At 73.9% G+C, this 21,887-nt stretch carries 12 protein-coding genes; 5 read left to right on the top strand and 7 right to left on the bottom strand.

What is annotated here, in order from left to right:
- Positions 1–3,746: type I polyketide synthase (locus tag BL253_RS08950; protein WP_116438839.1), on the top strand; the 3,746-nt coding region annotated here is incomplete at its 5' end.
- Between the two features lie 49 nt (positions 3,747–3,795).
- On the opposite strand, the gene BL253_RS08945 is transcribed toward BL253_RS08950, so the two are convergent.
- Positions 3,796–5,316, bottom strand: coding sequence for a zinc-binding metallopeptidase family protein (locus BL253_RS08945; protein ID WP_076815352.1), 1,521 nt, complete (start codon positions 5,314–5,316; stop codon positions 3,796–3,798).
- Positions 5,317–5,488: 172 nt separating this feature from the next.
- On the opposite strand from BL253_RS08945, the gene BL253_RS08940 reads away from it, so the two are divergent.
- Together BL253_RS08940 and BL253_RS08935 are read left to right on the top strand one after the other, a co-directional pair.
- Positions 5,489–6,580, top strand: a complete 1,092-nt coding sequence (locus BL253_RS08940; protein ID WP_076815350.1) for an NAD(P)-dependent alcohol dehydrogenase — start codon at positions 5,489–5,491, stop codon at positions 6,578–6,580.
- A 102-nt stretch (positions 6,581–6,682) separates the two neighbouring features.
- Entirely contained in the window at positions 6,683–8,263 is a 1,581-nt protein-coding gene (locus tag BL253_RS08935; RefSeq protein WP_076815348.1) for an aldehyde dehydrogenase family protein, read from the top strand.
- Between the two features lie 59 nt (positions 8,264–8,322).
- On the opposite strand, the gene BL253_RS08930 is transcribed toward BL253_RS08935, so the two are convergent.
- Positions 8,323–9,072, bottom strand: a complete 750-nt coding sequence (locus tag BL253_RS08930) for an AfsR/SARP family transcriptional regulator (RefSeq protein WP_241834635.1) — start codon at positions 9,070–9,072, stop codon at positions 8,323–8,325.
- 607 nt (positions 9,073–9,679) lie between these two features.
- Entirely contained in the window at positions 9,680–12,490 is a 2,811-nt protein-coding gene (locus BL253_RS08925) for a helix-turn-helix transcriptional regulator (RefSeq protein WP_158230342.1), read from the bottom strand.
- Between the two features lie 798 nt (positions 12,491–13,288).
- Between BL253_RS08925 and hrpB the strand changes: the two genes are divergently transcribed.
- Complete coding sequence (hrpB, locus tag BL253_RS08920; RefSeq protein ID WP_076815342.1) at positions 13,289–16,003, top strand: ATP-dependent helicase HrpB; 2,715 nt, start codon at positions 13,289–13,291, stop codon at positions 16,001–16,003.
- 144 nt (positions 16,004–16,147) lie between these two features.
- Here the strand turns inward: hrpB and BL253_RS42855 are convergent, their stop codons facing one another.
- Positions 16,148–16,291, bottom strand: a complete 144-nt coding sequence (locus tag BL253_RS42855; protein WP_198946215.1) for a hypothetical protein — start codon at positions 16,289–16,291, stop codon at positions 16,148–16,150.
- Positions 16,292–16,839: 548 nt separating this feature from the next.
- On the opposite strand from BL253_RS42855, the gene BL253_RS08910 reads away from it, so the two are divergent.
- A complete protein-coding gene (locus BL253_RS08910) occupies positions 16,840–17,961 on the top strand; it encodes a phosphotransferase (RefSeq protein WP_081438125.1) in 1,122 nt (373 codons plus the stop codon).
- A 215-nt stretch (positions 17,962–18,176) separates the two neighbouring features.
- Here BL253_RS08910 and BL253_RS08900 read toward each other — a convergent pair whose 3' ends face one another.
- The 3 genes from BL253_RS08900 to BL253_RS08890 form a co-directional block, all read right to left on the bottom strand.
- On the bottom strand, positions 18,177–19,148 hold the full coding sequence (locus BL253_RS08900; RefSeq protein WP_076815415.1) for an NAD(P)H-dependent flavin oxidoreductase: 972 nt from the start codon (positions 19,146–19,148) through the stop codon (positions 18,177–18,179).
- On the bottom strand, positions 19,135–20,295 hold the full coding sequence (locus BL253_RS08895; protein ID WP_076815338.1) for a CaiB/BaiF CoA transferase family protein: 1,161 nt from the start codon (positions 20,293–20,295) through the stop codon (positions 19,135–19,137). Before BL253_RS08895 ends, BL253_RS08900 begins: the two co-directional genes overlap by 14 nt.
- A 137-nt stretch (positions 20,296–20,432) precedes the next feature.
- Positions 20,433–21,821, bottom strand: coding sequence for an aldehyde dehydrogenase family protein (locus tag BL253_RS08890; protein WP_076815336.1), 1,389 nt, complete (start codon positions 21,819–21,821; stop codon positions 20,433–20,435).
- Positions 21,822–21,887 lie beyond the last annotated feature (66 nt).

The raw sequence follows: 21,887 nt of genomic DNA, 5'->3' as shown, positions 1-21,887 counted from the left end.
TCGGCATCAGCGGCACCAACGCCCACCTCATCCTCGAACAAGCACCCCCAGCCCCCACCCCACCAGCCGACCAACCGCCACCCGCCGGCGCCGACCAGCCGGAGACGGGTTCCGACGGGTCCGCGACCGTCCCGACGCCCCGGTCCGAGACCGTTGGCCGGTCCGTCGCCTGGGTGCTGTCCGCCCCGAGCTCGGCCGCGCTGCGCGCGCAGGCCCAGCGGCTCGGCGAGCTCGCCGAGCGGCGGCCGGACCTCGATCCCGTCGACGTCGGCCGGGCGCTGGCCACGACCCGGGCACGGTTCGGCCAGCGTGCCGCCGTCGTCGCGGGCGAGCTGGCGGACTTCCGCCGCGGCCTCGCCCTGCTGGCCGACGGCGGCTCGGCGACCAACGTCGTCCGCGGGGCCGCCCGCGCGCCGGGCACGACGGCGCTCATGTTCACCGGCCAGGGCAGCCAGCGGCCGGGCATGGGCCGCGACCTGGCCGCCGCCTTCCCAAGGTTCGCCGACCGGCTGGCGGACGTCTGCGCGCACCTCGACGGCACCGGCCAGTTCGCGCACCCGCTGCGCGAGGTGCTGTTCGCGGACGCCGGATCCCCGCTCGCCGCGGTCCTCGACCAGACCGCGTACACACAGGCCGCGCTGTTCGCGGTCGAGACCGCGCTGGCCGATCTCGTCCTGGCGTGCGGCATCGCCCCGGACTATCTCATCGGGCACTCGATCGGCGAGATCTCCGCCGCGCACGTGGCCGGCGTCCTGTCGCTCGCGGACGCGTGCGCGCTGGTCGCCGCACGGGGCCGGCTCATGCAGGCCGCGCCCGCCGGCGGAGCGATGATCGCGATCCAGGCGTCCGAGGAGGAGGTCGGGAGCGACCTCGGCCYGGACGGGCTCGACGCGGACCGGCAGAACGCCGACCGGCAGAACGCCGACCGGCATGACGCCCACAACGGGCACGCCCGGCACGCCGGCCGGGTCTCGCTCGCGGCCGTCAACGGCCCCACGGCCGTGGTCGTCGCCGGGGACGAGGCCGCCGCCGCGCGGATCGGGGAACGGTGGAAGGCGCGCGGCCGCCGCATCCGGCGGCTGCGGGTCAGCCACGCCTTCCACTCCCCGCACATGGACGGGGTGCTGGCCGAGTTCCGCGACGTGGTCCGGGCGCTCGAGTTCCGGCCACCGCTGATCCCGGTGATCTCGAACGTCACCGGCCGGCTCGCCACCGCGGACGACCTGCGCTCGGCGGACTACTGGGCCCAGCACATCCGCGCCACMGTCCGGTTCCACGACGGCGTCCGGGAGCTGCACGCGCGGGGGGTCACCAGCTTCATCGAGGTCGGCCCGGACGCGGTGCTGACCTCGCTCGCCCACGACGCGCTCACCACCGGCCGGGGCGCGGCCGAGACGGCGAAGCTGCTGATCATCCCCACCCAGCAGGCGCGCCGCCCGGAGAGCCGGACGTTCACGACGGCGATCGCCGCCGCGCACGTCCGCGGCGTCCCGGTCCGCTGGGACGCCCTGTTCGGACCGGCCACCGGTCCCGGGCCGGACGGCGGCCCGGCCGGTCATGTCGACCTGCCCACCTATCCGTTCCAGCGGCAGCGCTACTGGCTGGACGCGGCCCCGGCCGGCCGCGCGACCGCGAACGGCGCCCATCTGGAGGCGCCCGCTGACGACCGGTTCTGGTCGGCGGTCCTGGACGGCGACCTGGACGCGCTCGCCGCCGCGTCGGCGGGCTCGGCGCAGGAGCGGGAGGCGCTGCGAGCCGCGCTCCCGACGCTGGCGGCCTGGCGGCGGCGGTCCCGGTGGTGGTACGGCGAGCGATGGCGACGGGTGCCGCTGGGCCAGGACCGCCAGGGCCGCCAGAACCGTCCCGCGGTACGGCCGGGCGAGCGGCGGTTGGCGGGGACCTGGCTGGTCGTGGTGCCTGCGCCCGGCCGGCACGAGGAGCTGGTCGCGGCCGTCGTCGCCGGGCTCGACCGGGCCGGCGCCCAGGTCCGCCGGTTCGACGTGCCGACGTCCGAGATCACGGCGGGCCGCGGCGAGCAGGCGGTGCGGGCCGCTCTCGCGGGCGTCGCCACCGCCGGTGGGTCGGCCGTCGAGAACCGGGGCACCGGCCTTGGCGGGTTCGCCGGCGCGGATGGCGCCGACGGCGTCGAGGGCGTGTTGTCGCTCGCGGCGCTCGCGGCCGACGGCGGCGCGGAGGCCGCCGCGCTCGCCACCGCGGACGGCGCCACCGCCGGCGTCGTGCGGGCGACCTCGGCCGCGGGCATCGCGGCGCCGGTGTGGGTGCTCACCCAGGGCGCGGTGACCGCCGTCGACGCCGACCGGCTCGATCACCCCGAGCAGGGCGCGGTCTGGGGACGTGGGCAGGCGGTCGCCCGGGAGCATCCCGGGCGGTGGGGCGGGCTCGTCGACGTCCCGGCGTCGTTCGACGAACAGACGGCCGATCGGCTCTGCGCCGTCCTCGCGGGCCCTGCCGACGGCCCGGACCGCGAGGACCAGGTCGCCGTGCGCGCCGACGGCGCCTTCGCGCGCCGCCTCATCCCCCGAACGCCGCCCGCCCGCGCGGACACCGACGGTGGCGCCGCCGTGCCGCGCGGCACGGCGCTCGTCGTCGGCGGCACCGGTCCGCTCACCGTCGAGGCCGCCCGTGGCCTGGCCCGCACCGGTGCCGGCCATCTCCTGCTGGTGGTACCGCCCCGCTCGGCGCCCGCGGCGGTCGCCGAGCTGGAGGCCGACCTGCTGCCCCTGGGGCCGAAGGTCAGCGTCGTGCGCCGGGACGTGGCGAACCGGGAGGAACTGGCCGCGCTGCTCGCCGCGGTCCCCGACGAGCACCCGCTCGCGACCGTCGTCCATGTCGGCGGCGCGCCGCCGGCGTCCGAGCCGGCGTCCGGGCCGGCGTCCGGGCCGGAAGCGCCCGACGGTGCCCAGCCGGCGGCGGACGGCCCGCCTGGCGGTGCCGACGGGGCCGCCCGCGTCATCCGGACCGCCCGCGCGCTCGACGAGCTCACCCGGGACCGCGACCTGACGGCCTTCGTCCTGTTCTCCTCACTGGCCGGGCCGCTGGTCCGTTCCGATGACCGGCCTGGCGTCGACGTGGGCACCCGCGCGGCGGCGGACGGCTGGCTCGCGGCGATCACCGCCGCCCGGCGGGCCGCCGGCCGGCCGGCGGCGACGGTCGCCTGGGGACCGTGGGCGCCCGCCGCGCCCGCGCTCGCGGCCGGCGGCGAGGCGGCGGACGTCGCGGGACGGCCGGTGCCCTGCCGGCTCGCCGTGGCGGACCTCGACGGCCTCTGGATGCCGTCCCCGCCGGGGCGCGACCCGTTGCTCGGTGTCGTCGACCTGGACTGGGACCGGTACGCCGAGCAGGTCGCTGGCGGGCGGCCCGCCCCGCTGCTCCGCGAGCTCGTCGGGACCGGTGCCCCCACCGGCGGCGGATCCGCCGGCGGTGGGGACGAGCCCGCCGCGGACTGGCGGGCGCGGCTTGCCGGTGCGTCCGACGAGGAGCGGACGGCCGCGCTGCTCGCCCTCGTGCGGGAGTGCGCCGCCGCCGTGCTCGGGCACGCGTCGGCCGACGAGCTGACCGGCGAGAGCCAGTTCGTCGAGGCCGGTTTCTCGTCGTTCACCGCCCTGGAGATGTGCACCCGCCTCGGCGAGACGCTGGGGGTCGCCGTGGCGCCGGCGGTCGTCTACGAGTACCCGACGATGGCAGCGCTCGCCGGGCATCTGCGCGACCAGCTACGGGAGGCGTGACCACGCCGCCCGGGCGTGCCAGCGGCCGGCACGCCCGGGCGGGCGGTGGTCAGGGCTGGGCGTCGAGCCGGTGGAGCAGGTCGATGAACCAGGTCATCTGGCGGCGCATCAGGGCCGGGTCCAGCTTGTCCAGGCACCCGTTCACGGGGGTCGTCAGCAGGTACGTCGGCGCGGACAGGAACGAGAGCGCCGGGAGGTCGATGTCGGCGAAGGCCTTGCCGACCCCGGCGTACATCGGCGCGTCCCGGCGGGCCAGCCGGTGGTTGGGCAGATCGTAGTGGTCGAACCTTTCGACGGCCAGTTTCTCCAGCCGCTCGTCGACCCACATCACCCCCCAGTCCGGCAGGCCGGTMGTACGGTATCCCTGCTCGTCGTCGAGCCATTCCGTGACCCCGAGATGCTCGAGGGTGAGGGCCGCCGTGGCCCGGCCGACGAGATCCGGGTGGTCGGCGATGAAACCCTCCGTCTCCGGAAAACGGGCGGGATCCCCGTTGAAATGCCCGGTGACCGCGGAGAACACGACCGTGTGCCGAAGGCCCCGACCGCGCAGCCGTAGCGCGTTCAGGTAGCGGGCGATTTCCACCAGCGCGACCGCGCCATTCTCCTCGACGAAGTTCGTGCCGTCGGAATGCGTGTTGCAGATCAGCGTCCGGTCGGTGCCGCCGTCACCGGGCAGCACGGCGACGATGCTCGGCGTCCGGGTGGCGGTACGCCGGGCGGTCATCGTGAACCGGATCCGCGGCGCCGTGGTCGCGGCCCGGCGCAGCCGGGTGCCCGCCTCGCGGTCGACGTACAGCGCGGGGATCCCCAGGTAGCCCGCCAGCGGCGGCACGTAGTTCCCTTCCAGCGCCTGGTACGACGCGTCCACGACGCACACCACGCCGGCGGCGGCGCGGGCGCCCGGCGCCGCCGCGACCGCCTTCCACAGCTTGCGGTCCCACAGCGTCTTCCAGGGCGTGTCGTCGTCGCCGGGCTGACGGTGGAAGACCCCGGTCTCGGCGTCGAGGTCGGCCCTGGAGCCGACCTCGGGCAGGTGGCTGTCGATGAGCAGGAAGTAGGGCGCGGCGGGGTCGCCGGCGGCCGGCTCGCCGGTCACCTCGGCGAGCCAGCCGGCGACCGCGGCCGGGTCCGTCAGGTCGACGCCGGCGGCAGCGGCGGTCTCGACGTCGACCAGCCGGCCGACGAGGCCCTCGTCCGGCGTCTCGCCGCCGCGCGGGTAGTAGGCGGCGACGGGCACGTCACCGGCCAGCCGGCCGTCCAGCACGCTGACGCCCCAGCTGAGCGCCTCCCACAGGTTGCACGGCGAGTAGGCGTAGGGCAGGACGTCACAGCCGTTGCGCTGGAACTGCTCGTGCAGCCAGCCGATGAAATCGTCGTGCGCCCGCGACCCGGTGATCCGCGGGCCGAGGCCGACCATGAGGGCGTTGTCCTGGTAGATCTCCCGCAGGGAGGGAAGCAACCCGGCCTCGACATAGCTGGGGATCCGCTCCGGGCCGGCCGCGGGGAAGCCGCCGGAGGGCCATCCGGGAATTCCGGCGAGGGCGCCGTCACTTTCGATCCTGATTGTCATTCTGCCCTTTCTCGGGTCGAGCGACGCGGCGTCGACCGCGTCACCGGCGGGCGATGGCGACAGCGGCCTCCAGGTCCAAGACCTGCCTTAGACCGGCTTAAGCCGAGGTCACCACCATCTGGTTCACAGAGATTCGCCGTGGTTGTTCGCATCCTGGAGGTGAAATACGCCGGTGAGAATCCAGGCCGCCGTACTGCGTGAGAGGAACGCGCCGCTGCGCGTCGAGGAGCTGGAGCTCGGGGAGCCCGGCCCCGGGGAGGTGCTGGTCCGGGTCGTCGGCGCCGGCATGTGCCGGACCGACTTCATGCCCCGGCACGGCGAGCTCGTGCCGGTCCCCCTCGTTCTCGGCCACGAGGGGGCGGGCGTCGTCGAGGCCGTCGGCCCGGGGGTCCGCCGGGTCCACCCGGGCGACCACGTGGTGCTCAGCTTCGACTCGTGCGGCGGATGCGCCCGCTGCCGGGCCGGCGAGCCCTCCTACTGCGACGAGTTCATCTTCCGCAACCTGTCCGGCCTGCGGCTCGACGGGTCGACCACGCTCACCGACTCCGCCGGTGCCCTGGTGAACGGACGCTGGTTCGCGCAGTCGTCGTTCGCCACCCACACCATCGCCACCGAGCGGAGTGTGGTCGTGGTCGACGACGAGCTTCCGCTGGAGCTGATGGCGCCCCTCGGCTGCGGCATCCAGACGGGCGCCGGCGCGGTGCTGGTCGCGATGCGGGTCGGCGTCGGCGACAGCATCGTGATCTTCGGAACCGGCGCGGTCGGCCTCGCCGCGGTCATGGCGGCCCGGCTGGYTGGGGCGCGYACGATCGTCGCGGTCGATCTGCACCCGAAGCGGCGCGAGCTCGCCCTCGAGCTCGGCGCCACRCACACGGTCGACGGCGCCGACCCTGAGCTCGCCTCGGCCGTCGCGGGCTGGACCGGCGGCGCCGACTTCGCCCTGGACACCACCGGCATCCCCGCGGTGTCCGTCACCGCGCTCGGGACGCTGCGGGCGCGAGGCGTCTGCGGACTGGTCGGCACCGGTGGCGGCGACCTGGTGGTGCCGGTACCGGCCATGGTGACCGGCCGGACGCTGCGCTACCTGATGGAGGGCGACGCCGACCCGCAACGGCTGATCCCGACGCTCGTCGACCTGTGGCGGCTGGGCCGGTTCCCGTTCGACCGGCTCGTGCGTACCTACTCGCTGGYCGCCGTCAACGACGCCGAGCGCGACTACGAATCCGGCGAGACCGTCAAGCCGGTGCTGCTTCCGGATGGGTGACCGGGGCCGGGCCGGCGCCGGGCGGGCGCCGGCCGGCCCGGGGCGGCCCGCCCGGCGGGGACGGTGCGCGCCGGACAGGCGCGCGGCAGACAGGGAGGAACCATGACCACGACCACCGAATCCGCCGCGGGCGGACCCGGCACGGGCGCGGCGGCGCGGGGCACCGGGGCACCGGGCGCCCTCGCCGCGCTGACCGAGCTGAGCATGACGGTCGGCGGCGCCGCCCTCGCCGGGGCGGGCGGCCTGGAGGTGATCGATCCGGCCACGGCCGAGGCGTTCGCCACCGCTCCCGCCGCGGACCGCGACCAGCTCGACACGGCGATGGCCGCAGCGCAGGGCGCGTTCGACGCGTGGCGACGCGACGACGACGCCCGCCGGGCCGCGCTCCTCGCCGCGGCGGACGTCCTCGCGGCGGCTCTGCCGACGCTTGCCACCACCCTCACCGCGGAACAGGGCAAGCCGCTGGCCGAGGCGCGCGCCGAGATCGCCGGGGCGTGTCTGTGGCTGCGTTACTACGCCGGCGTCGAGCTGCGTCCCGAGGTGGTGCAGGACGACAGCCGGGGATACGCGCGGATCACGCGCAACCCACTCGGCGTGGTCGCGGCGATCGCGCCGTGGAACTTCCCGGTCGCACTGGGCCTGTGGAAGGTGGCCCCGGCGCTGCGCGCGGGAAACACCGTGGTGCTCAAGCCCTCCCCCGACACCCCGCTGACCACGCTCGCCGTCGGTGAGCTTCTTCGCCCGGTGCTGCCCGCCGGCGTGTTCAACGTCGTCAGCGGCCCGGATCCCCTCGGTGCGTGGCTCGCCGCCCACCCGCTGGCCCGGCGGGTCAGCTTCACCGGCGCGACCGCGACCGGCCGGAAGGTCCTCGCCGCGTCGGTCGACGACCTGAAGCGGGTGAGCCTGGAGCTCGGCGGCAACGACCCGGCGATCGTGCTCCCAGACGCCGACCCGGCGAGGATCGCCGAGGGGCTGTTCTGGGGCGCGTTCCGCAACAACGGCCAGTTCTGCCTGGCGGTCAAGCGGGTGTACGTGCACCGTCGGCGGCACGCCGAGCTGGTCGAGGCGCTCGCCGCGCTGGCCGGCGCCGCCGTCGTCGGGCCGGGCCACGTCGACGGCGTGCAGCTCGGGCCGCTCACCAACGTCCGCCAGTTTCGCCGGGTCACCGAGCTGGTCGGTGACGCGGTCCACCACGGCGCGACCGTGGCGGCCGGCGGCGGCCCGCTCGACCGGCCGGGGTACTTCCACGAGCCGACGGTGCTGACCGGCGTCGAGGACGGCGTGCGCATCGTCGACGAGGAGCAGTTCGGACCGGCGCTGCCCATCGTCGTCTACGACGACGTCGACGACGCCGTCGCCCGGGCCAACGGCACCTCCTTCGGTCTGACCGCCTCGGTCTGGTCGTCGGACCTCGACCACGCCACGGCGGTGGCGGCCCGGCTGGACTGCGGGCAGGTCTGCGTCAACGCGCATGGCGCCGGGCTGCGGCCGGATCTGCCCTTCGGCGGGCACCGCTGGAGCGGCCTCGGGGTGGAGAACGGTCGCTGGGGCCTCGAGAGCTTCACGGAACCCCAGGTCCTGGTGACACCTGCCCGTCCCGCCGCGAACCCGGGTACGCCGCCCGCGGCGCCTGGTGACGAACCGCCCGCCGGCGGCTCGGCTCCTGGCGAGACGGCGCCCTGAGCACCGTGGCCGCGTTCCGGGGACTTCACCGGGCCGCCGGCCGGTCACGATGGTCGCCATCAGGCCGGCCGGGCGGCGAGGCGCGCGGGTTCCAGCCGCTCGTCCTCCAGCAGAATGGCGTGGTAAAGCTCGCGAAGTGGCCGGCCCGGTTCCAGCCCGAGCTCGTCGGCCAGGGCACGGCGTATCCGGTGGTAAAGCCGGAGCGCGTCCGCCTGCCGTTCGGAGCGGTAGAGCGCGAGCATGAGCTGCCGGCAGAAGGTCTCCCGCAACGGGTGTTCGGCCGTGAGCCCGTTGAGAAGGCCGACGATTTCTCGGTGGCGGCCGACGTGCAGCTTGCACTCGATCAGGTTCTCGAGGCATTCCAGCCGGCTCTCCTCCAGCCAGATCGCATAGCCGTCGATGACGGAGCCACCGCGCAGGCCGTCGAACGCCGGGCCGCCCCAGAGTCCAAGCGCCGCGTCCAGGTGCCTGATCGCCTCCTCGCGGCGTTCGCAGTGGGCGGCGACGCGGCCGGCGTCCATCAGCCGGTGGAAGTCCAGCACGTCGAGCTCGTCGGCGCCGAGCCGAAGCCGGTACCCGGGCGGAACCGTGTCGATGATGCTGGCCGCGCCGCGCGTGTCGAGGAATTTGCGCAGCTGGGAGATATAGACGTGCACCGCGGCGTTCGCCCGCCGGGGCGCCCGCTCGTCCCAGATCTCGGCGATAAGTCGGTCGACCGAGACCACCTGGTCAGCGCGGATGAGCAGTACGGCCAACGTCACCGCCATCTTCCGTGCGCTGATCGAATAGGCGCCCTCTCCGTCCGTCATTCCGAGGCAACCCAGAACCTCGTACCTCATCGCACCACCAATCGAAATTCATCGTCATGGGCTGGAGACCAGAGGGGCCGGCGACGGCCGGCTAGGCAGGAATCAGTAATACTTTCGATGCCCGCCTGGACAAGTCAGAGGCTAGGCAGTCGCCGGACAGCGGCCAACCCCTAATCTGGCTGCCCGAAATGGGCTTGCCCCTACGGCCGGGCGCGAAGTTGCCCCTGCCGCCCTGCGCCCACTAGGGGTATCGATCGCCAGCCCACGACGGCGACTGGTGGTCTTTGTCACAGCGCAACCGGACCAGACGATTCCCGCAGAAGAATATGATAGAAGTCGTTGGCGGCATACTCAACGCCCATTTCAGGGCGGCGCCTCTGGGCTCCGGTTCGCGAAGTCGCCACGGCCACGCGGTCGACCGCGCACGCCGGATGGCCTTTCCCGCCGTCGGACGCGCGCGGCGGATCACCGCTCCATACCGCGCCGCCGGATACCGCGCCGCCGTCTCCGGTCCGCGGGTGGCAGGCTGAATGGGACGTGTAGCCAGGCTGTCAACGGCCGGGACGAACACCCGCCGTACCCGGCCGCCGGCCGGAGCTGTCCACAGTCAGTCGGGACGGGAGGTTCGGTCGACGAGCTCCGCGATGTCCAGCGACCTGGTCTGCTGCCCCAGTACCCGGCGCAGGTCGTCCCGGCGGTGCACCTTCACCTTGCGGTAGACCTGGGTGAGGTGCTGCTCCACGGTGCTGATCGTGATGTGCAGCCGCTCGGCGATCTGACGGTTGGTGGCGCCGGTGGAGGCGAGCCGGGCCACCCGCAGCTCGGCCATGCTGAGCCGGGCGTCCCGGTGCGTCATCGGCGGACTCGTCGTGAGCAGGCCGCCGGTGGCGGGCACCAGGTCTGAGGGGACCCGGCGCGGCGGTTCGGCTCCGCACTCCCTCGCGAGGGCCCGGGCCCGCCGCGCGGAGGCCCGGGCCCGTTCGTGGTCACCGGTCTCCTGCTGGACGTTGCCGAGGTCGGTCAACGCGTTCGCCAGCTCATACCGGTCGCCGGCGGCGTGCAGGGCCTCGACGGCGGCCTCCAGTAGCGCTGGCCGGCGGGAAAGCGGGCTGGCGGCGGCCAGCGTCCGCAACGTGATCCCGAGCGTCCGGCCCTGGTCGACGCCCGGGCGGGCCAGCTGTTCCTCGGCGAGCCGGCGAGCCGGCTCGCCATGCCCCAGCCGCAGATGGGCCGCGGCCGCGTCGGAGCGCCATGGAACCAGCGCCGGCAGGTCGAGCTCCCAGTCCCGCATCAGCTCGCCACAGGCGAGGAAGTCATCCAGCGCCGCGTGCGGGCGGTCGGTCGCCAGGTAGTGGTGGCCCCGGCCGTGCAGGTAGTGCAGGCCGAACCGGGTCTGGAACATCGCGGACGGGACGGGCCGCCTCAGCTGTTCCTCGGCCTCCGGGCGCCGCCCGGCGGCTGAGGTGGCCGCGAGCAGCGTGCCGAGCGGCAGCCCGACCRCCACGCCCCAGCCCGGCGCGGGCAGATAGGTGAGAGCCGCCTGGGCGTAGCGGATGGCGTCGCTCTGCGCGCCCTCACGACGGGCGATCTCCGCGCGCAGCGCCGCGAGCAGGCCACGCCAGGTGGGGGCCTTACGGTCGCACGCCTCCTGGAGCAGGACGTCGCAGTAGCGCCGGGCCCGCTCGAGGCGGTCCGCGTAGATCAGCGCGGTGATCGACGCCTCGATCGCGGGCAGGGTCTCGTCGTCGAGACGCACGGTCTCCAGCGTGCGCTCGGCGCTGCTCACCGCGTGCTCGACGGGGCCCCTGTCGAGCACGTCGACGAGGGCGGTCGTCCCGCGGACCGTCTGGTCGGCCACAAGCAGGCTCAGGTCGGCGGAGCGCGCACTGGCCAGCACGTCATCGAACCGGCGGAACAGGGGCGGCGAGAGAGACCGCAGCCAGCGCCTGGTGGCGCGCAACGCGATGTCGGTCTGCCGACCGACGTCGCACCGCTCCTCGGGAACCCGCCCCAGTACGTCGGCGGCCTCGGCGAACCGGCCGTGCCAGACGAGCGGGCCGACCATCGCCAGGGCCTGCCGCGCCGAAAGATCGTGGCTCGCCGCCGACGACACCAGCGACACCAGGCGGCGGTCGGCGGCGAGCGGGTCGACCCGCCACTCGGCCCGCACCCGGCGCAGCACGATCTCGCACCGCTCCTCGTCGTTCGAGGCCGCGTGCTGGGCGTTTCGCAGGCACTCGAGCGCCAGCGGGACGTCGTCCTCGTCCAACGCCCGCTCGGCGGCGGCGATGAGCACGTGCATGGCCCAGCGGTCATGCGGCGTCGTCGCCGCGAGCAGGTGACGGGCGATGAGCGGGGTCGGCGCGCCCTCCTCGTGAAACAGCTCGGCGGCCCGGCGGTGCAGCCGGAGCCGCTGGCCGGCGGGCATCTCGTCGAGAATGGCGCGGCGGATCGCGGAATGCCGGAACCGCCCGTTGGCGATCAGGCCCGCCGCCCGCAGCGCGCTGGTCGACCTGCGCACGCGCGCCTGATCGGCCTCCAGCAGGTGGTGCAGCAGGCTCGTCGGTCCGTCGTCGCCCAGGATCGCGAGGCCCCACGCGGCGTCGACGACGCCAGGCTCGGCCCGGTGCAGGAAGGCGTACACGGCGTGAACGAACTGACCGCCGGGAGCCGCCGCGACGCGATCCCCCGTCCCGGCCGGGGCGGACTCGCGGAGGTCCTCCATCAGGGCGATCAACAGCAGTGGGTTGCCGCCGGAGAGCCTGTACAGGTCGGCCGTCACCTCCTCGGCCAGCTCCCCGCCGAACGCGTTGCGGGCCATGTGCCCGACGCCGCGCCGGGTCAGTGGCGTCAGCTTGATCACGTGGCAGTGCGGTTGGTGCAGCAACTCGGCCCGGCAGTTGTGCGACCGGCTGAGCGCCGTCATGACGAGCAGGAGGCGGCTCTTCTTGAGCCGCTGTGCGAGGTAGAGCAGGAATTGCAGCGAAAGCCGGTCCGCATGATGAATGTCGTCGATGACCAGCACGACGAGGCGCTCGTCGGCGAGCGAGAGCAACGTCTCGCACATGCGCTCGCGGGTCTCGACTGGGAGCGTGTCACCCTCGGCGTGCTCACGGGCGTCCGCGACCAGGTCGGCCAGGATCCGGGCCTCGCGCGCGGACCACGCGTCCGTCTGGGCGGCACTCTGCGCGAGCTGACCCAGTATTCCGAGGGGAAGATCCTTTTCAGCCCGCGTTCCGTAGGCTGTGAGCAGGCGGTCGCCAGACCGCTCGACGTCGGCGAAGAATGCCCGGGCAAGCGTGGACTTCCCACATGCGGTAGGGCCGCTCAGCAGTGCGAATCGGCCGATCGACGCCGAGGCGTCGGCAAGCAACCCCCGTAGTGACGCCAGCTCCCCGTCCCGCTCCACCAAATCCATGAACACCTTCCCCAAGCCGTCGCAAGGAATGCATGGAAGAAATCTTCGACATCGGGCGGGGTTAACTTTTACCCAGTAAGCGAATGCCCACGCCGGCGGCGCAGGCCAAGTCTCGAAAGTCATCGACTCGAAAGTCACCCTGAGTAACACATATCGTCCATCCTAGTGATCGAGATTCCACGCGTCAACCGCAGCCCAACGACCAAGGCGCTTCCCGGCCCGCCCGATCAGCACCGGCGCCACCCGCGGGAGGGCACCCAATACGGCGTGGCGACGAAAGAACCCCGGCGACCTGCACCGTTACACAGATCCGGGGCGCGGCAAGCGACGAAAGCACACGCCCGAGTTAGCCGCGCGCGGACGACGAGAACGCTGGTACGCATCGCAACAAAGACCGGGCAGGCCATCACCGACGACGGACAGGAAGCCTCCTAGCAACACGGTGACCGATGTCACCCACTCCCCCGTCGCGTTTGCGCTCTACGCCGCCGCGGGGGCGATAGAGTACTGACCGCGTCGAGCCGTTGCAGCGCTGAAACGTTTCCGGGTTTTCCGGGGCCGCCCGCGTTCGCTGTCGATACGCTCATCAGGCCACCGCCCTCCACGCGGCGTTCGCCCGGCGGCCCGCGACGAGATCAAGTGTTCGGGTATGACTACGGCGATCATGCATGACGCGCCAACGTTGGCGGGCACGGCACTGGTTGTGGCGCGACGAGCGCCTGCGGCACGGCCAGCGCAGGAGCATGGGGCCGAACGCCGCGCCGCCCCTGGCCGCGCCGGTCCGAGGAGACTGGGCGCATGTTGCCCGACCGCGCGGTCGCCGGGGCGGACCTGCCCGTCCGGGCCGCCCTGCCAGCGCTCGTCGCCGCGCTGACCGCCCACGACCAGCACGGGTCGGGCCGCGCCGGCGGGACCGCGGTGCTGGTGGCCCCGCCCGGCACAGGCAAGACAACGCTCGTCCCGCTCGCGCTCGCCGACCACGTCCCCGGCCGGGTGCTGGTCGTCGAGCCGCGGCGGATCGCCGTCCGCGCGGCGGCACGACGGATGGCGACCCTCGCCGGCGGTGGCGCGGCGGACGGTGCCGGGACTCGCGCGGACGCCGCGGGTCGCGGCGGTGTTGGCGGCGGCGCGACGAACGGCGCTGTGGGGGGCGCGGTCGGCTACACGATCCGGGGCGAGCGCATGGTCGGGCCGTCCACCAGAGTCGAGGTGGTCACGCCGGGAGTGCTCGTCCGGCGGCTGCAACGTGATCCCGAGCTGCCCGGTACCGGCGCGGTCATCCTCGACGAGTGCCACGAGCGCCACCTCGACGCGGACCTGGCGCTCGCGTTCCTGCTCGACGTCCGCGCCGCGCTGCGCCCCGACCTGCTCCTGCTCGCCGCCTCCGCGACAGCCGACACCCCGCGGCTGGCCGCGATGCTCGGCGCGCCGGGCCAGCCCGCGCCGGTGATCGGGACGGACGCCTCGATGTTCGGCGTCGAGGTGGTCTGGGCACCGCCGCCCGGGGTGATCACCCCGGCGCACGGCCTGCGGGTCGACCCGAGGCTGCTCGGCCACGTCGCCGCGACCGTCGGGCGCGCGCTGCGGGAGACGTCCGGGGACGTGCTCGTCTTCCTGCCCGGAGCCGGTGAGATCGCCGCCGTCGCCGGCCGGCTCGCCGGGCACCGGGACGCGGTCGACGTGCTCACCCTGCACGGCCGCCAGACCGGCGGGGCGCAGGACGCGGTGCTGCGCGCCGGCCCGCGCCGCCGGGTGGTGCTGGCGACCGCGGTCGCGGAGAGCAGCCTCACGGTGCCCGGCGTGCGCGTCGTCGTCGACGCCGGGCTGGCCCGCTCCCCGCGGATGGACCACGCCCGCGGGCTGGGCTCGCTGGTCACCGTACGGGTGTCGCGGTCGTCCGCCGGGCAGCGCGCGGGCCGGGCCGGCCGGGAGGCGCCGGGCCGGGTGTACCGCTGCTGGTCCGCCGCCGAGCACGACCGGCTGCCCGCCCAGCCGGAACCGGAGATCGCCGTCGCCGACCTCACCGCGTTCGCGCTGGAGCTGGCGGTCTGGGGCCATCCCGGCGGCGTGGGCCTGCCACTGCTCAGCGACCCTCCCGCGGGTGCGATGGAGGCCGCCGGAGCCTCGCTGCGGGCCCTCGGCGCTGTCGACGAGACCGGCCGGGTCACCCCGCGCGGACGTTCGATCGCCCAGGTCGGGGCCCATCCGCGACTCGCGCGGGCGCTGCTCGACGGCACCCGGGCCGTCGGTGCGCGCCGCGCGGCGGACGTCGTGGCGATGCTCTCCGGCGACGGCCCCGCGGGCGGCTCCTCCGACGACCTCGTCGCCGCGTGGCGCCGCCTGCGGGACGGCACCGACCGGGCCGCGTCCGCCCGCTGGCGAGAGGAGGCCCGCCGGCTGCGCTCAGCCGTGGAGGCCCCACCCGCCCGGCCCGGCGAACCAACCGGGCCTGCCAGGCCTGCCAGGCCTGCCCGGCCAGCCGGGTCCACGGCCCGGGGAACGGGTGGGATGACCGACGATCTCGCGGCGGGGCTGGTGGTCGGCCTCGCCTTCCCCGAACGGCTCGCGCGGGCCCGCGACCCCGGCGGCTCGAACTACCTGATGGCCGGCGGCACGGGGGCCGAGCTCGCCGCGGGCTCGGCGCTGACCGGGGCGGAATGGCTCGCCGTCGCGGTCGCCGACCGCGGATCCGGCCGGACGTCGGCCCGCGTGCGCCTGGCCGTCGCCCTGGACGCGGCCACGGCGCGGGAGGCGGGCGCGGCGCTGTCGCGCACCGAGGACGAGGTCGCCTGGTCCGGTGGCGACATCGTCGCCCGCCAGCTCGAGCGTCTCGGCGCGATCATCCTCGCCGAACGCCCCGTGACCAGGCCCGACCCGGCCAGGCTGCGGGCCGCCGTGCTCGACGGGCTGCGCGACGCCGGACTTCCCATCCTGCGCTGGACCGCCGACGCGCTCGCCCTGCGGGACAGGCTGGCGTTCTGCCACCGAGTGCTCGGCGCCCCCTGGCCCGACGTCACCGACGCCGCCCTGCTGGCCCGCGCCCCCGACTGGCTCGGGCCGGACCTCGACGGCGTGCGGCGCCGCGCCGACCTCGAACGCGTCGACGCCGGCCACGCGCTGCGCCGGCTGCTGCCCTGGCCACAGGCCGCCCGGCTCGACGAGCTGGCACCCGAGCGGGTGACGGTGCCGAGCGGCTCCCGGGTGCGCCTCGACTACAGCGGCACCAGCGGCGCGGCCGGCCCCGTCCTCGCCGTCAAGATCGCCGAGGTGTTCGGCTGGGAGCGGGTACCCGCTGTCGCCGACGGCCAAGCCCCGCTGGTGCTGCACCTGCTGTCACCGGCCGGTCGCCCGGTGGCGGTGACCAGCGACCTCGCGTCGTTCTGGCGGACGGGCTACCCGCGCGTCCGCTCCGAACTGCGCGGCCGCTACCCCCGCCACCCCTGGCCGGACGACCCGACCACAGCCCCGCCGACCCGGCGCGTCGCCCCCCGCACCCGCGACCGCGGCCGCTGACATGTCAGGCGGCGCCCCCACGGGCCGGTGTCATGGGCTGGCGGGCCGGGTGGTCTCGCCGAGGAGTGCGGCCTGGTCGTCGAACTGCCCGCGGCGCTGACGGAGCACCGGGCCAGTGGCCCACGCTGCCGGGTGCCGCCCGCACTACCGCTGCAACACGGCGATCAGGCCGATGTAGCCGCCCACGATCAGCGCCAGGAGAAACAGGCAGATGAGGATCGTCGTGGGCACGTCCACCTCGGCACGGTCGGGCTGGGCGCGCCCTTCACCCGAGGCCGGCCGCGACACGTCCGCGAGAACCCCGCCGTTCGGCGAGACGCCCGGACCGCTGGGGCGAGGCTTGTGCGAGGGGACTGGCCGCGCCGCTGATACGGCTCCGACCCCCAGACGCTGGCGAGAAGCTCGGCCTGGCTGACCGGCACGTCCGGACGCAGCAGCAGCGCGGCCAGCAACACCTGCTGGCGCACCGGCCCCAGGTCCAGTGGTTCGTCGCCGCGCCACGCCCGCAGCGGCCCCAGCACCGAGAACCGCAGTCCCCGCCCGTCGCCTGCCACCTTGTCAGCTTCCCCCACGGGTTGCCGGGGCCGTTCGGTGCCATGTCGCCCTCGATGTCCGCCGCGTCAGTGGGTGACCCGGACGACGATCCGACATCCGCCACCGCGCGCTGTCGGGCGTCCGTCATCAGGTCCACCGCGGTCGCCTGCCCGCCCCGTTCGAACGCGGCCTCTCGAGGAAACGCAGCGGAGCGGGCCCGGAACGATCCACGCCTGTCTCTTGTCGGGATCCTTACCCTCCGCCGCGTTCCCGTGCCTGCCAGGCTCCGGCACGATACGCAGGTGCTGAGCGTGCCGCGGGGCTGGCCGGACGTGACCCCGCAGTGGATGACGGTGGCTCTCGCCGCCTCGTGCCCCGGCGCCGCGGTCGTCGCGGTCGAGCTCGACGACCTGGTCGACGGAACGAACAGTCGAGCCCGGGTGCGGCTGCGCTACGCGTCGGGCAGCGGCCCGGAGCGCGTGTTCGTCAAGCGGGAAGGCCGGATGCTCAACCGGCTCGCGCTGACAGCTCTGCGGGCCCGGGAGGCCGAGGCCCGCCTGGCCGGCTCCGAGCTGGACCTGCCACTGGAGCATCCCGCCTTCTACGCCGCCGCCGTCGACCGGCGCAGGCTGGCGACGGTGACCGTGATGGAGGACGTGACGCTACGCGGAGCGCACGCGAACGTCGCCACCGTCCCCCTGGCCGTCGACCAGGTGCGCGACGGCCTGCTCGGCCTGGCCAGGCTGCACGCGGCCTACTGGGAAGACCCACTGCCGCGGTCGCTGGATTTCGTGCGTCCCTGGCGGCTCGGCCGGGTCTGGGCACCGGTCTCCTGGGCGAGCCTGGCACGGGCGCTGCGGCGGCTGCGGTCCGGCGGGCACGGCCAGCTGATCCCCGCCGGCGTCGACGCGGGTGTCGTCGAGCGAGGATTCCGCGACTGGGCGACGCGGGCGGCGGCGCACCCGCGGACGTTGCTGCACGGCGACCCGCACCTGGCCAACACCTACACCCTGCCCGGCGGCGTCACCGGCTTCTACGACTGGCAGCTGGTCCGGGCCGGCAACTGGTCGCACGACGTCGGCTACTTCCTGGTCTCCTGCCTGAGCACCGCCGACCGGCGTGACCACGAGCGTGATCTCCTTGGCGACTACCTGAGCGAACTCAACCGCCAGGGCACACCCGGTCCGGGTCCCGACGAGGCCTGGGAGCTGTACCGCCAGACGCCGGTGTTCGGGCTCGGCACCTGGCTGCACACGCTGTCCGGCGGCGGCTTCCAACCGACCGAGGCGTGCCTGGCGGTCATCGAGCGTTTCGCCACCGCACTCGCCGACCACAGCGGCACGGCCATGCCAACACGACGCCGGCCGCGCGTGACGCCTTCCCGCCCCCGCCCCCCTGGGACCAGCAGGCCGGTCGCGACGTGACCAGGCCCGCGGAGGCACCCGTCGGGAAGGTTTCTCACACGCGGCTCATGCGTCGCCACCGACGGAGCCTCGAGAAGGCGACCGTGGCGGTCCGGTCCGTCGAGGTCAGAATGCTGGCCGGGTCGAGCACAACCACGTCCGCCACGCCCAGGTCGGCAACCACGGCGCCGTTGGGCCAAGCTCTGACGCTCAGACCGCGACCCAGTCGAGCGGGACTAGCAGACGAATCCAGCCAGCCGACCCGAAATGATCTTTTCCGCGTCGGTGACGATCCGGTTGACCAGTTCGCCGACGGCCGGGATGTCGTGGATCAGGCCCTGGGCCAGTCCCGCGCTCCAGATCCCGAGGTCCGTGTCGCCGACCTCGTAGACGCGGCGGCCCCGCGTGCCGACGACCAGCTCGCGGACATCGGCGAACTCGCCGCCCCCGTTGAGGATCGACACGACCTCGCTGCTCACGACGTTGCGGTGGACTCGGGTGGTGTTGCCCAGCTGCCGGAAGATGAGATCGGTCTCCAGCTCGGTGGCGTCGACGAGGTGCTGCTTCACGTTCTCGTGGATGGGCGACTCGACCGTCGCCATGAAACGTGTGCCCATGTTGATGCCGTCAGCACCGAGCGCCAACGCGGCGACGAGGCCGCGACCGTCGGCGAAACCGCCCGAGGCGATGATCGGGATGGAGATCTGGTCGGCGGCGATGGGGATGAGGATCAGCCCGGGGATGTCCTCCTCGCCCGGATGGCCGGCGCACTCGAACCCGTCGATCGAGATCGCGTCGGCGCCGAGGCTCTGCGCGTGCAGAGCGTGCTTGATCGTCGTGCACTTGTGCAGGACCTTGATGCCCGCGGCCTTGAGGTGCGGCAAATGGTCGACCGGCGTGAATCCGGCGGTCTCCACAATCTTGATGCCCGATCCGACGATCACTTCACGGTATTCGACGAGGGGCGGCGGCTTGACCGTGGGCAGGATCGTGAGGTTGACCCCGAAGGGTTTGTCGGTCATCTCGCGGCACCGGGCGATCTCCTTCTCCAGGGCCTCCGGAGTCGGCTGGGTGAGCGCGGTGATCATTCCCAGTGCGCCGGCGTTGGCGACCGCGGCCACCAGCTCCGCCTTACCCACCCACTGCATGCCGCCCTGGACGATGGGGTGCTCGATCCCGAACAGCTCGCAGAATCTAGTCCTCAACATGCGAGAAGCTCCTTTTGCTGCGTGTCTCGACGCCACGCGGTCGTGGTGAAATCGGGCGCGAACGCCAGTCGGCGACGACCTGGTCGGCACTGACGGGGCCGCTCGCCGCGAGCGGATGAGGGGCGGGAGTACGCGAGAAGCGGGGAGCCGGCGCGGGCTGGACCGCGCCCTGCTGGTTGATCAGCGTCCGCCGCGCAACGACATGAGGGTGCGAATCCACCTCGTCGAACGCCAGGACCGGGGTGAGGCACGCGTCGGTGCCCGCGAACACCTCGCTCCACTCGTCCCGCGTTCGGGTGAGGATCGCCGCCGCGAGGCTGGCTCGCAGCAGCGGCCACCTGGACCGGTCACGCTGGGCCGGAAGCTCGGCGAGATCGAGACCGAGACCCGCGACGAGCTCGGCGTAGAACTGCGGCTCGATAGCTCCGACGGCCACGTACCGGCCATCCGCGCACAGGTACGTGCCGTAGTAGGGGGCTCCCCCGTCGAGGACGTTCGCCTCCCTGGCGTCGACCCACCCACCTCGGCCGCGGGCGGCCCAGACGAACTGCGCGAGCACGCTCGTGCCGTCGAGGATGGCGGCGTCGATGACCTGGCCGAGCCCGGAGGTCTCACGCTCCCGCAGTGCGGCGAGGATGCCGACGAGCAGGAAAAGCGATCCGCCACCGTAGTCACCGACCAGGTTCAGCGGCGGCATCGGGCGGTCGCCGCGCGAGCCGATCGCGTTCAGGACGCCAGTCAGGCTGAGGTAGTTGATGTCGTGTCCGGCGGCCTGCGACAGGGGGCCGTCCTGCCCCCAACCGGTGATCCGCCCATAGACCAGGCCCGGGTTCAGGCGCAGGCAGTCGTCCGGGCCCAGGCCGAGCCGTTCGGTCACTCCCGGGCGGAACCCCTCGATGAGCACGTCCGTCTCGGCCACCAGGCCCAGCACGCCAGCGCGGCCGTCCGGCGACTTCAGGTCGGCGTGCAGGATGCGCCGCCCTCGAAGAGTGGCGTCACCGGCTGTGATCCGGCTCGCCCCGGCCGGGCGCGGGCGCTCGACGCGGACCACGTCGGCGCCGAGGTCGGCCAGGATCATCGCGGCGTGCGGTCCGGGCCCGATACCCGCCAGCTCCACCACGCGCAGGCCGCCGAGCGGTCCGGTCACGATTCACCTCGATTGACGGAAGGCGGCCGCGCCGCGCCAGGGCTCGCGTCCGATGGGTCAGCTGTAGCCAGAACCCGAGACTAGCATTATTCGACATCTATGTCGACTCATTGGACGTCGACGCTGAGGGCTTTCCACTACCCCCGCGGGATGTAGTCGACGGTCAGGTCGCTGTAGGTGTCGAGCGCCCACGGCCCGTTCTCGACGCCAAGCCCGCTGCGGCGCTTCCCGCCGAAGGGGAAGACAGGCTCCTGCCGGCCGTGGCAGTTGACCCAGCGGACGCCCGCGCTGACGTGGCGAGCGAGCGCGGCCGCGGCGTCCACGTCGGCACCCCAGACCGAAGCGCCCAATCCGAAGTCACCGCCGTTGACCGTGTCGACAACGGCGTCCAAATTACCGGGGTCGTAGGCGACGATCGGCAGTGCCGGCCCGAACTGCTCACCGGCGACGAGCGGCATGTCATCGGTCGCTCCGGCGACGATCGTCGGCTCGTAGAAGTAGCCCGGCCGGTCGAGCCGGTGGCCGCCGGACGCGACCGTCGCGCCTCGACCGCGGGCGTCCTCGACCAGGCCGTCGACCTTGTCACGCAGGTCCCGCGTGACGAGCGGCCCGAACTGGACGCCCGGTTCGGTGCCCTCGCCGACGACGGCCCGGCCGGCGAGATCCGCGAGCGCCTCGACGACCTCGCCGGCGATCGAGCGCGGCGCGTAGACCCGCTTGATCGCGATGCAGGCCTGCCCGTTGTTGAGGAAGGCGGCCCGGAAGATCGCCTCGGCGTGCGCCGCGAGGTCGACGTCCGGCAGAAGGATCGCCGGATCGTTGCCGCCAAGCTCCAACACGACCCGCGTTCGCGGCGATGTCGACTGCGCTATCGACCAGCCGACCTCCGGGGAGCCCGTGAAACTGACCACCCGAATGTCACGATGTGTGACAAGCGCCTGGCCGAGGGCGGACTCCCCCACCACCACCGTGACGATCCCCTCCGGCAGCACCGCGTTCATCAGCTCGACGACCCGCAGCGTCGAGAGCGGCGTCGCCGGCGACGGCTTGACGATCACGGCATTGCCTGTCAGCAGCGCGGGCGCGAACTTCCAGACCGCCAGCAGCACCGGGTAGTTGGACGGCGTGATGGCGGCCACGATGCCGACCGGCCCGCGCACGACCCGCACCCGCGCGCCCGCGACCTCGGGCTCGACCACCAGCGGCTGGCTGGCATAGTGGTCGAACCAGCTCGCCGCACGGGTGATCTCGATCCGCGCGTTCGCCACCGGCTTGCCCTGCTCCCGGCTCAGCAGGACCGCGAGCGTGTCGACGTCACCGCGCAGCGCCGAGGCTATCCGGGTCAGCGCCTCGCGGCGGCGCTGCTCGTCCGAGCCCCAGTCACGCAGCGCGGCGCGGGCACGCCCGACGATCGCGTCGAGCTCGTCGGCCCCGGTGCGAGGCACCCAGTCCAGAACCTTCTCCGTCGCGGGGTTCTCGACCTCCAGCGCGCCGCCGGCCGTGGACGCCGCTGTGCGATCACTCACAGTGGGCTCCTCTCGGGTTCGAGAACTTCGGGCGTTGCGGTTCCAGCTTCCACCGCCCATGATAGT

Origin of the sequence: Pseudofrankia asymbiotica, from assembly GCF_001983105.1 — a bacterium.
In the GTDB taxonomy this organism is placed as follows: domain Bacteria; phylum Actinomycetota; class Actinomycetes; order Frankiales; family Frankiaceae; genus Pseudofrankia; species Pseudofrankia asymbiotica.
This window is presented reverse-complemented; position numbering and strand designations above follow the sequence as displayed.